Here is a 12747-nt window from a genome sequence, read left to right on the forward strand (position 1 = left end):
CACATATTATTACACAAAGCGGACATTCATAAAAAAAATAATTTAAATAATTTATAAAATTTTTTTAAAATATAACAAATTATTAATAATTGATTTGTGAAATAGATTTTAATTAAAATTGAGTTTTAATTAATCTGACAGTTAACTACTTAAAAATCATAAAGTTTAAATTTCTAATTAAATTAACAATGTACAAGTACATAATATTTTTAGCACTCATGTTTAATTTTTGTGTAGCACAAAATAATAACATGTATAAACTTGATTATGGCTTAAGATATCGAGCATATAATGACGATGGGCATGATATGTGTGAAACCCAATGCACTGTTAATGTTATTTATTCAGATGGAAACCAACAGCAAATAGCAGTTATTAATGATAATTATAATTTTTACCATGCTCAAATTTTTGAAAGTCCAAAAAAAATATCAGGTATTCGAATTATAGCTCATGCAAGAAGACAAAACTATGCCTGTTGGAGATGTAGCTGTGAAGGAGCACATGGATATTTTGATCAAAGCTTCTATTCAGCCGAATGTATATCTAATGATCAAACATATCACAATGGTTCTAATGCAACAGAAATAGGTGGTAATATTAGTTTTAAAATTACTCCTATACATACATTAGAAGCTCCTGTAATTAAAACAGATCCAATTTTAAGAGAAACTTATTTACCTACTGATGACAAAATTATTTTGTCAGGTAAAACCGGATTTGATGCTACACTTTACAATTATCAATATAAATTTTCAACAGAGTCAGAAGCAGAATATAAAAACATAGATTCAAATTTATATAAATTAGATAAATTGACAGTTTCTGCTATAGATTTATTTGGTGTAAATGAATATCTAAATCACGAAGGAAAATATATTGATTTTAGGCTAGTTTCTTGTTTTTCAGGTAGCTACCCCACTGCAAAATCAAATACTGTCCAACTTAAAATTTTCAGATCGAGTCCACATATAGTTAATTCATATATTACGCATTCAACATGCCATTATTCTACTGATGGTATAATAAAAGTAAATCTTGATAGACCATTAATAGAGAATGAAAAATTAGGATGTGAGGTAATCGATCAAAATGGGAATCAAGACAAAAATATTCCAATTGGTAATTTAAAACTAGACTCTACTAATTCATTTGAGATTAAAAATTTGCCCGAAGGAACCTATAATGTGAGAATTATTGGTTCTATTAATGGTATAGCTACATACTCTAATGGCGCCAATCATTTGAAGAGTTTTGTAATCAAAAAACCTGACCCCGTAACCTTCAAACTCACTAAAACCGATATTTGGTGTCATGGCGGTAAAGATGGTGTTATTAAAATAGAAGCTAATGGGGGGAATAAATTAGAAAAAGAGACTGAAGATACCAAAGATAGTTGCAAAGGTATTAATGGTTTATCAAGATATTGTTTTTCATTAGATAACGGTTTGACATGGAAAGGTTTTGACACAGAGTTTTCACATACTCTTATGGGACTTACCAAAGATACTTATACGATACAAGTCCGTGACTGGAAAGGTTGTAATGCCTTGCAACCTAATGGCGCTATTTTAAAATTGAGTGAAACCATACAGCAACCTCAAGAAGCCGTTTCATTATCGTATACTTCGATCAAACAACCTACTTTTTATGGCGGCACAAATGGTCAATTAGTAGTAGCAATTAAAGGCGGAACACCTTTTGACGATCATAGTTATGCTTATGAATGGAAAAATAGTAAGGGGGTTTTGCAAACCAATATTACACCTTATTATGATGCAACAGCTAAAGTTTATTATCTTACTTTAACAGGCATACCTTCGGATACTTATACCCTAACGGTAAGGGATAAAAATTATACGAGTGCAACGGATAAAGATGGTTGTACAGTGGCTAATTCTACTCAGTTTTTAAATCAGCCCGACCCTATCGTTGTAAAATTAAATGTTTTACGCAGTATTTCTTGTAATGTAACCAATGTGTTTGGTAATGAAGCTGATTTAAATCCAGTTGATGGACAACGAGATGAATCGCAAGATGGAATTTTACAAGCCACGGTTACTGGTGGAGTTCCATTTACAGGTTCTGACAACAATGGTTTACCTTATAAATATATATGGAGTAAACAAAAGTTGGATGGCAGTTGGGAAATTTGGAATGATCAGGATGCGACTGCACAGTATTTAAACCATGGGAATTATTCGCTTAATGTGGAAGATAAAAATGGAATTCGTTTGGGTATATATGTCAACAATGTAATTAGCCAAGAAACCCCTGTCATTCAGTTTATGCCACAGCCTTCAAAATTAGAATTACAATTCCAAAAGAGTGATATTAGTTGTAGTGCAGGAAATAACGGTTGGATTACAGCAATACCTAAAGGCGGAACACCACCTTATACTTACGAATGGACAACGGGAGCCACTACAGCACAAATTACTAATTTGATCGCTAATAATTATTTTGTAAAAGTAGTTGATGCCAAAGGGTGTTTTGTGCAAGGGAGTATGTTGATTGATCAGCCCAATGGTGTTGTAATTAATGGAATCGTTACTTCACCTACGTGTCATGATGGTGTTGATGGTAGTATAATTACTACTGTGACGGGTGGTACTCCTCCCTATACTTATAGTTGGAGTACCGGAGGGAATACAAAAGATATAGTAAGTTTGACTTCTGGTGATTATCAATTAACAGTAGTAGATTCTAAAGGGTGTACCTATTATAAGAATTTCAAATTAGACAATCCGGATCCTATTGTGGTTAATTTAGGAGGGAATAGGACTTTGTGTAATGGTCAGCAACTAGATTTAGATATAAGTATCCCAGATCCTCAAGCGCAGTATAGTTGGACCTCAACTCAAGGTTTTAGTTCTAATAGTGCCAAAGTTAGTTTGACACAAGCAGGCACCTATACAGCTAAGGTTATAAGTTCTAAAGGATGTTTAGGTGAAGATAGTTTCGTTTTAAAAACCAGTAACGTAGCTATATCTTCTGAATTTTTCTTGACTTCACAAGCCTATTTAAACGATGAGGTAATATTAATAAACGCAAGTAATCCACTAGGTGAAAATACGAGTTGGGAAATACCTAATACAGTAACGATAGTAAATCAGAATGAAAAGTATATTGTTTTAAAATTTAGGAGTTTAGGTAGTTATACTATTTCATTGAAACAAACTCAAGGAGATTGTTATGCTTTATATTCCAAAACAATAAATGTAGAACCTAAATTGATAAATCCTACAATCGGAAATGAAGCGCAACCATTTATCACGGAATTTCTAGTAACCCCAAATCCTAGTAATGGTGATTTTCAAACCATAGTAAAATTAGCGGAATCAAGTCCTATTAAATTACGACTTTACCCCATTAATGGTCAACAGCCTATATTGGAGAAAAGTGAGAACGGACAAAAGAGTTATGTTTTAGATTTTAATAGTTCACTAGCTACTGGAACTTATGCTTTAATATTGGAAACAGCTAAAGAAACTTTAGTCAAAAAAATTATTATTTATTAATTCTATAAAAATTTTAAAATGAAAAAAAGTATTTTTATGTTGGCAGGAATTGCCTTAGTAGCTTGTAGTAAAAAAGAAGATTCAACTCCAACAACTCCAGAAGTGTCGGTAGTAGGAAAATGGCAAAAACAAAATGTAACTGTTACTTCTGGTAAAGATGGTTCTAAAATATCAGAAAAAATTACCACTGCATGTGAAAGAAATGGGTTTATTGAATTCACTATGGAAAAAAAAGTGACTACTGAATCTTATTACACTCAAATTGTAAATCAAGTAGAAAGTTGTGTAAAAGAATCATCTTCAACAATTAGTTCATATGAATATGATAATGGAACAAAGAAGCTAACTGTTATTAGACCAAATAAAACTGTAACTGTAACTGTTGAAAAGATTTCTTCTACGGAATTAGAACTTAGCTATACAGATTCGGATAAAAACAATGACGGTGTTTTAGACAAAACAGTAGAATACTACATCAAAAAATAATTACTTTAGGCTGTCTGAAAAGGGTGTGACTTTTTTATTTCTGACATTGTAGAAGTGATTTAATAAAGTTTTTTTTCAATTTTTCAGACAGTTTTTATTAACTAAAGTGATTTTTTTTAAAATTCAATTTTTCGTTTGCAATAAATACAGCGAAAAAAATATAAAAGGCAATTGACTTATTTTTTTATTAAGAGTTCGACAGTTTTTATCTATTGGTGAATTTTCGTTATTCTAATAATCATGCTTTCTTTTCCAATATAGATTTTGAAAAAGAATAAAGGTCAAATATCCATTTTTAATAAATAAACTTTTACAATGAAAACATTATATACCTTACTAATTGGATTAGTACTTTTAAGTTGTAGCAAAAAATCAGAAGACGAAACAGTAAAAATTTTTAGATTCCTTGAATTCGAGAATGATGTGTTGTTACCAAATATTAATGAAAGTGAGCTTACTTTTTTAGCTATTGATTTTGATAAAAAAATTGAAGATTGGGAAATTAAATTATCAAATGGGAAGGAAGATTTTCCGACTGGAATTAATAGAATAGAAACCACGATGTATGGTTGGACAAATGGTGATAAAATTGCTCAAAGGATCTATTTGAGAATTCCAAAACTAGAATATGGAGATTATACTGTTTCTATAAAAAACAAAAAGACAAATCAAATTTACACCGATGTTTTTTTGGTTAGAAATAAAGTTTTTAGAGGTTTGAAATCTGTTGACAGTACTACGTATTCAATAATCCATGACACCCCTGATTATTTATATTTTCAGAATACGACCAATTCAATCACAAATGATCCATATTCAAACACTGTTAAACAAGTTTTTTTAGAGAATAAGACAACAATGGTCAGCTATTCAATAAATTTTCAGGTTATAAACAATACAATAGCATTCACAATCCCTAAAACGATTCCTCAGGGGATATATTATTTTTCTATCAAATACACCAACGGAATAGCTAATTACCATGAAAAGGATATTGTGATATTAGAGCAACAATTGCCACAAATAAATTCAATTAACAAAAGTGTATTTAATAGTGGAGAGGAATTAAAATTGGAAGGAATAAATTTTAGATATAAAATTGCTACAGGGATATTACCCTTTGATGGATTGTCAAATGTTCAAACAGGAACTTATTTAGTCTTTAAAGACATTAAAAATGAATATAATTTAAGTTGTGGTATTTATGAAAATAATAATCAGGATTATAATGATATAAGTTCGAGTGAGACAAAACTATTATACAAAATACCACCTTTGTCTAAAGCTTCAATTTTTACAGATGCAAACAAGACTTATTTTGATGGAGAAGTGTATGTAAAGAGTGGTCCTTATAAAAGCAATCCAATCAAAGTGAAAGTTGTTTATTAATTTTTGAAATTCAATTTTAATTTTAAAAGATGAAATTTAAACAAGTTGTATTATTTATCATTTTAATTCTTACAATCTCCTGCTACCAAGAATCTTTTATTCCAATAGAAGGTGATTTTACCACTCAATTTGTCAATGCCGATGAATCAGTACCTGTTTTGATTCGTATAGATAATAAGCTACAAGGTGCAGAAACATTTCAATGGGAATTTGAAGGAGGAAATCCAGCCACATCAACGGTTGCTAAGCCAGGGGAAATTTTATATAACCAGCCTGGGACTTACAAAATTAAGTTGACAGCTACCAATAGTGATGGTGAATCTAAGATAATTGAAAAAACAATAGTGATCAAAGACGCCTTAAATGCTAAATTTACCTATGGTGTTATACAAGATAATTTTTCGCCTGTTGAAGTTCAAATTTCAAATTTAACTACAGGACAAGGTATAACTTACAATTGGCAATTTGAAGATGGAAATCCTGCCACGTTCTCGGGTCAACACCCACCGCATGTCATTTTCACTACACCGGGTAAGCATAAAATTAGCTTAACAATAACTAACGGATTTGAGAATCAGACTATAGATGGTCAAGTTGAGGTTGCTCCTTTATTGGTTAGTGATTTTTCATGGGATGTAGCAGTGGCAGATACAGATTATCAGGCACCTGTTACTTTGAAAATGAATAATAGCAGTATTAGTGCAACGCATTATATATGGCAGGCAAATGGCGGACAAATTAATAATCAGAATCTAAATAATCCTACTATTACATTTAATATACCTGGCACTTATTCCATTAGCTTAAATGCAAGTAATGGTAAAACAAATCAAAGTACAACTAAAAACATTACCATATACCCTAATACTAATTTATATATTTTCAATGACGTCAAATTAGGTATTAATTCAGCTCATCAAAACAATAGTTATGGTGCTTTTTTCTCTACTATCACACAGCAGACCTATAGTTCAAATGAGGTTAATGTACAGAATAGTGGCTTAATAGATATCGCTTTTCAAGGATTAAATAGTACTTTCAATTCAAATGCTTTTATTTCCCCTCATCAGGTTCAAAACTATGGTTTTTTAGCGTTAAGCAATGCACAACAAACCATTTTTATCAATTCTCAAGAATTATGTAATTGTGGATTAAATTTTAGTGAATCACAGTTTAATGCCATGCAAAACGATAGTCCATTACAACCCTTATTAATAACAAGCAACCTAGCAGGTGCTCAAGGGTTTGGAAAGCAGTTGCCTATAATTGTATTATTTAAAACAAAAGACGGTAGAAAAGGAGCAATTAAAATAAAAAATATGATTACTAACGGTACAAACTCTTATATAGTTTGTGATATCAAAGTACAGAAACAATAAAATACATGAAAAATTACTGTTTTTTTCTTGTTATTTTTTTGTTAGGTATCACTACTGGAAAAGGACAGGAAGTTGATATAGAAAATTTTAAGAAAATAAATTTCAAAGTGACTGGAGGAATAAATGCCAACAGTGTTTTTTTTTGCAACAAATGGGAGCAATAACCGTTTGCCATTCACCTATTTGTTATCTGGAAACATGAGTGTTTCTGCATTTTCATTTAGTATGCCCCTATCTTATACCCTGACTAATCAAGGTAATAATTTGGGCTATACAGTACCATTTAATTTTAACAGATTGAGTTTAATGCCTAAGTATAAGTGGGTAAAAGCCTATATTGGTGACGTGAGTATGAATTTTTCCCCATATACTTTAAGTGGGCATCCTTTTCGAGGAGGCGGGTTAGAATTGAGTCCCAAAGGACGCTTTAAGTTTGCGATGATGGGTGGACAATTAGTCAAAGCTATTGAAAGTAATGAAAGTGCAACTAAAGTACCCGTTTTCCAACGTATGGGATATGGAATGAAAATAGGCTATACCCAATCCAAATACCGTCTAGAATGGATAGGTTTTTATGCAAAAGACAATCTTAACTCAATCCATGAAAATTTTGATAGTAAACAGGTTAGCCCAAAAGAGAATTTAGTAAGCAGTTTAAATTTTTCCTCGTCTTTGGTTCAAAATTTAGATTTTACAATTGAATATGCAGTATCCTTACTAAGTGAAGACTTGCGTTCCAAAATTTTAAATGAATCCGATTTTATTTCAACTAAGCTATCGATACGTGAAAACACCTCTGTATTAAAAGCAGTAAAAGCAAACATAAATTATACTATCCAGAAGACAAAATTAGGGATAGCATACGAGCGCGTAGATCCAAATTATAAAACTTTAGGTGCTTTATTTTTTAGTAATGATTTAGAAAATATAAGTATGAATTTATCGCGCGCATTTTTAAGCGAAAAATTGCAAATGAACAGTTCTATAGGTTTTCAAAGAGATGACTTAGCTGGGCAGAAAAAACAAAACACCAGACGATTAGTTGGTTCTTTAAATGCAAGTTTTCAAGCTAACAGTAAACTTAACTTTACAGGGAGTTATTCTAATTTCACAACGTATACGAATAGAAATTTGAGTCAATTTGATTATATCAATAATCCTAACTTAACTCCCGCTGACACTTTAAATTTTAGACAACTTTCTCAAAATGCTACTTTAGGTATGAATTATACTTTTGGTAAGAAAAAGAACCATAATATAAATTTCAATTACAACATTTCAGGACAAGCTAATGAACAAGGGGGGATTATTAGAAAAGGGCAAACCAGTCAAGTACAAAATTACAATTTGACTCATACCTTACAATTTGTACCGATTAAAATGGCATTGAATACCTCTTTAAATTACACCTCAAATACTGTTAGTTCCATGAGTAGTCATGCACAAGGAGGTGCTATAAGTCTTTCTAAAAAATTAATGAAAGATAAAATGAATAGTAATTTAGGACTGCTATATAACTCCAATATAACAGGTTCACAACATAATTCTGTGTTAGGATTGAAACTTATGACTAACTATACTGCTTTTAAAAAGCATATATTTTCATTGGGGGCTATTCAAATGTTTAAAAATAGCTCACAACAAAATTTGAATGAATTGACGGTTAATTTTAATTACGGTTATAATTTTTAAACGATGATACGCAAGCTATTTAACTTTTTTTTCATCTTACTTACCTTCCAAATATTAGCGCAGGTGTATCCGGTACAGATGACACCGGTGTTTCATGTGCCTTATAGCAGTCGATTGTCGGACTATGCTACCAGTATGGATGTTAGAATGCGCTTATTGGTTAATACCACTGATATTGGGATAAACAATCGTCAGGTGCGACTTAAAATGTATGTGCAAGGCAACGGGATTCAGGCGCAGAGTTCGGAGGTGGTGGTAGGCATGAACCCGATATACATAAACGGTGGGGAATTGCTAACGTTGACTAACCTAGAGTTGGCACCCTTATTCCGATTGGAAAACCTAGAAGGCATGAGTCCTTCGCAATATGCTAATGCGTTGCCCGAGGGCTTGTATACTGTTTGTTTTGAGTTATATGATTTTTTAACTAATCAGAAAATTTCGCAAAAAAGTTGTGCGCAATTGTATTTGATGCTCAACGATCCTCCGTTACTCAATACGCCCTCTCGAAATGAAAGTATTGCGGTAAGCGATTTTCCGAATATTTTATTTACTTGGACCCCTCGACAAATAAATGCTACCAATGTCTCGTATCAGTTTGAACTGAAAGAAATATTGGATCCTACTATAGATCCACAAATAGGTTTTTTAACCAGTCCCTTATTGTATGAAGAGGAACTGCGTAGTACAGCCTTGTTGTATGATGTGAGTAAACCCAACTTATTGCCAGGCAAACGCTATGCATGGCGGGTGCGTGCTATGTCAACCTCGGGATTGTCGCTTAATAATGTGTTTAAAAACGAGGGATATAGTGAGATTTACCATTTTACGTATGCCAGTCATTGCCCTGCACCTACCTTTATATTAAGTGAGGCTGTAAGTGCCCGTAGTGTTCGCGTGAGTTGGTTAGGCGATAAGAATCACACCAAGTATCATCTCCAGTATAAGAAAGCTCCCCCTTTGGGGGCTGGGGGGCTTTGGTTTGAGGTGTACACCATGAACCCCCAGACCACTCTTTCGGATTTAGAAGCCGGTGTGAGCTATGAGTTTCGTGTAGGAGGCAGTTGCGAGCCAGCTGTTTTGGGTAATACCGGCACGTTTACCTACTCGGGGATTAACCAGTTTAGCATGCCTGCAGCGGGGACTAGTAACACGAGTTTTACTTGTGGGCTAAATCCTACTATTGCTATAGCCAATCAAACCCCTATAACCAACCTTATCGTTTCAGAAACGTTTACTGCTGGAGATTTTCCTGTAAAAATATTGGAATTGACAGGTAATAATCCATACTCTGGCAAAGGCTATATTATAGTACCTTATTTGGCCGATACTAAAATTGCGGTTGCGTTTAATAACATTACGGTTAATACCAATTACCAATTGATAAAAGGAGTGGTAGAAACCACGTATAATCCAGAAGCGCCGAATGTGGTGGAGGAGGATCCTTTGATTGTAGAGGTGTTTGGACCGCAAGAAGGAGGTCAAGATGTAGGAGTAGTTAGTGTAAACGAATCAGAAACAAGTGGAACTACAACAGAAGTAAACTCTGGAAACAATACTAGTAGTTCCTCAAATGTAGGTAACATAAGCACGACTGGGGAGAACCAGTCAAGCAACAGTAATACAAATTCAGAAGGTACTACAAATGAAACTTCAAATCCTACCAATGAGACAGCTTCAGGAAATACAAATCAAAATAGTACAGGAACAAATGTAACGGGGAAAGATTATTACATAGAATACGAAGACAAAAAATATTATACAGGAGGGAAAATAAAAATTCCTTACAAGAGGAGTATGTATGAAACTTTCGAGATGAAAAATTTAGAAAAAGGGACAAAAGTAAATTTTACTATTCATGAACCTGGAAAAGAGACGTTATGGAGAGGATATGATGCTACAACAGCCAAACAAAGTTTACCAATTGAGGATAACACCCCGAATTTAATTAATTTGTTGAAATTTGATCTTGTAGCAAATGCTTTTGAATTAGAAAAAAAACCAAGTGTAAGAATAGAGATTGAGAAAACATTAAAACCATTTGTTTTTACAAAACTAGAAGCTATTGATTTATCAAATACAAAAAGAATAGCAGGTGAAGGTGAAACTTTATATTATGTAAATAATGGATCAAATGATTCTAGAAATACAAAGTTTAAAATTTCAATTAATCCTAACTTACTAATTGATGAAATACCAATAGATAATATTAAATGGAAACTTAATAATATTGATTACAACAGTGGTAAGGGAATTTTAAGTTTTTCAAAATATGTAAACCCTAATAAAACTGTCAAAGTTACGGGTGTTACTGGGTTTCCTAATATAGAGAGTAAAAGTGTAGAAATAATTTCTGTTAATAAAAATGCTACTGCATGGGCATTCGTTCCCCCTGCCGTTAGTCAATTACTTACAAAGTCATTTGAAGAAATTGATGGAACATTAAAAAAAGTTGATAAATTTATAAAAATAAGTGATTATCTAAAATTTAAGGTAGATCCCCTTAAGATAAATGGATCAAAATATAATGAAGAAGATCCAAAAACAAGATTATATAAGAAAATGGAGGTTGGATCAATATCTGGTGGTATTTCTATTGAATCACCTGAAAAAATAATAACCATACCCGCTTTACAAGCTCTATCAAGAGCAGGAATTGTTGATGTTGGTTTGTTTTTTAAAGCTTCTTTTGGAATAGAAGTTGAAGGAGGTGTAGAAAGATATTTATTGATTGAACAGGCAAATTATAAAAACAACAATCCATTTTTAAAGATTACTCCAAAAGGAGGATTTGTTGCTGGGATAAAAGCCGAACTGCTAATTTCTAAGGATCAAGTTCAATTTGATGTAAGAGGAGCAGTAGAAACTGGATTAAAAGGAGAAGTAAATTATCTTTTTTCCAGTAAAAAACTTGTAGGTGAAATTTATATTCCTCCTACAGTTCTACTTGCAAATGTACATATCGAAACTAAAGGTTTTGTTGAATTTGAATTAGTTGATTTTCAAAAATCTATTGAGATAACAGATAAAATTTCAATATATGAATACAATAAACAATTTTAGAAATATTATAATATTTGTCGCTTTCTTTTTTTTCTCATTTTTATTTTTTTTTCTTGTTTTGGAATATTATGATAATTATATGATTATTTCTAATAAAGATGAATTCATTAAGTATAAAGTTAAAGTAGATTCTGTTAATCATGAATATATTAGAACTGCAAAATCATCAGTAAATAATGTTTTTTTAAGATATTATTATGACAATGGAAAGAATTTTGATGTACAAAACCAAAAAGGTATTTTATTAAAAGAAGACAACATAAATGGTATAATTCTAAATTACATGAATAAGCACAATGATTCTATAATTTTATGGGTAAGGAATGGTAAAGCTCAAAAAATCGGAAATGAAAAAGAAAAAAAGATTGACACTTCTACAGAAATCGAGAATAACAATCGAATTAGGATTTATTTTATAGTTTATCTATGCTTTTTAATCTTTATTAAATTTAGATTTATAACAAAATAATTACCTTTTACAGATAAAATATATAATAAGTAATAAAAAAAATAAATTTATGATGAAGAAAAAGGCAATATATCTCTTAATTTTATGTTTTAACTACATACATTCACAAACTGATATTTCAAATATTTTACTTGGAATTGAAGAAAAAACAGACATGTCAGTTACTGTTTTTGATAGCTTAGTCATTAAGAAAGATTACGAAAATTTAGAATCAGTAAAAAACGATACGCCAGAAAATCTTATGAAATCAATATTGTCAGCAAATAGCCAAGAATGGTTTGATTACAATATTTTAGGAGGTAGTCTTAAATCGTCAAAAAAAAAAGAAGAATATTTTAACAAAGTTAAAAACATGGATAAAGATAAGAATTTCATAAAGTTAATCCATAGTATTGATTATTCTATTAATAACATACCAACAAGAATTTTGAAATTTTATTTTAAACAAGATAAAATGAAAGATGTGTCAGGATGTTATGTTTTACAAAAAATTAATGGTCGGTGGTATAAAACATCTAATCCGACTACTTCTAATCTTTCAATTATTATTATGAGAATAAAAACAAATGTATTAATAGAATTATTAACTGGAGAAACATCAAATAACAAAATTAAAGAAATTCATAAGAATATTAATTCAAATGGTTTTATTGATATAAATTTATTTGAAAAAATCTTTTTCTCTTGGTACTCTCCCACAAAAAATACTGAAATGCTTAATTTATTTATTGACTCTAAAGCTTGGTAA

The 12747-nt window shown here is 31.3% G+C and carries 8 protein-coding genes; all 8 read left to right on the top strand.

The window, feature by feature from the left end:
- The first annotated feature begins 188 nt into the window (after positions 1-188).
- Positions 189-3521 carry a T9SS type A sorting domain-containing protein gene (locus NAB20_RS07175; RefSeq protein WP_375605767.1) on the top strand — a complete coding sequence of 1111 codons (3333 nt, stop codon included), beginning with the start codon at positions 189-191 and terminating at the stop codon, positions 3519-3521.
- 18 nt (positions 3522-3539) lie between these two features.
- Positions 3540-4007 carry a hypothetical protein gene (locus NAB20_RS07180; RefSeq protein WP_127823677.1) on the top strand — a complete coding sequence of 156 codons (468 nt, stop codon included), beginning with the start codon at positions 3540-3542 and terminating at the stop codon, positions 4005-4007.
- Between the two features lie 315 nt (positions 4008-4322).
- A complete protein-coding gene (locus NAB20_RS07185; RefSeq protein WP_127823678.1) occupies positions 4323-5396 on the top strand; it encodes a hypothetical protein in 1074 nt (357 codons plus the stop codon).
- A 29-nt stretch (positions 5397-5425) separates the two neighbouring features.
- Entirely contained in the window at positions 5426-6775 is a 1350-nt protein-coding gene (locus NAB20_RS07190) for a PKD domain-containing protein (RefSeq protein ID WP_375605768.1), read from the top strand.
- Between the two features lie 123 nt (positions 6776-6898).
- Complete coding sequence (locus NAB20_RS07195; protein WP_375604851.1) at positions 6899-8467, top strand: hypothetical protein; 1569 nt, start codon at positions 6899-6901, stop codon at positions 8465-8467.
- Between the two features lie 78 nt (positions 8468-8545).
- Positions 8546-11530, top strand: coding sequence for a fibronectin type III domain-containing protein (locus NAB20_RS07200; protein ID WP_375604852.1), 2985 nt, complete (start codon positions 8546-8548; stop codon positions 11528-11530).
- A complete protein-coding gene (locus tag NAB20_RS07205; RefSeq protein ID WP_375604853.1) occupies positions 11508-11999 on the top strand; it encodes a hypothetical protein in 492 nt (163 codons plus the stop codon). Before NAB20_RS07200 ends, NAB20_RS07205 begins: the two co-directional genes overlap by 23 nt.
- A gap of 49 nt (positions 12000-12048) precedes the next feature.
- Entirely contained in the window at positions 12049-12747 is a 699-nt protein-coding gene (locus tag NAB20_RS07210; protein ID WP_375604854.1) for a hypothetical protein, read from the top strand.

This window comes from Flavobacterium davisii, assembly GCF_042182265.1.
Lineage (GTDB): Bacteria > Bacteroidota > Bacteroidia > Flavobacteriales > Flavobacteriaceae > Flavobacterium > Flavobacterium davisii.

Coding starts and splice junctions, on each gene's coding strand:
- NAB20_RS07180 (WP_127823677.1), top strand. CDS start 3,540: ATGAAAAAAAGTATTTTTATGTTGGCAGGAATTGCCTTAGTAGCTTGT.
- NAB20_RS07200 (WP_375604852.1), top strand. CDS start 8,546: ATGACACCGGTGTTTCATGTGCCTTATAGCAGTCGATTGTCGGACTAT.
- NAB20_RS07190 (WP_375605768.1), top strand. CDS start 5,426: ATGAAATTTAAACAAGTTGTATTATTTATCATTTTAATTCTTACAATC.
- NAB20_RS07185 (WP_127823678.1), top strand. CDS start 4,323: ATGAAAACATTATATACCTTACTAATTGGATTAGTACTTTTAAGTTGT.
- NAB20_RS07205 (WP_375604853.1), top strand. CDS start 11,508: ATGAATACAATAAACAATTTTAGAAATATTATAATATTTGTCGCTTTC.
- NAB20_RS07175 (WP_375605767.1), top strand. CDS start 189: ATGTACAAGTACATAATATTTTTAGCACTCATGTTTAATTTTTGTGTA.
- NAB20_RS07210 (WP_375604854.1), top strand. CDS start 12,049: ATGATGAAGAAAAAGGCAATATATCTCTTAATTTTATGTTTTAACTAC.
- NAB20_RS07195 (WP_375604851.1), top strand. CDS start 6,899: ATGCCAACAGTGTTTTTTTTTGCAACAAATGGGAGCAATAACCGTTTG.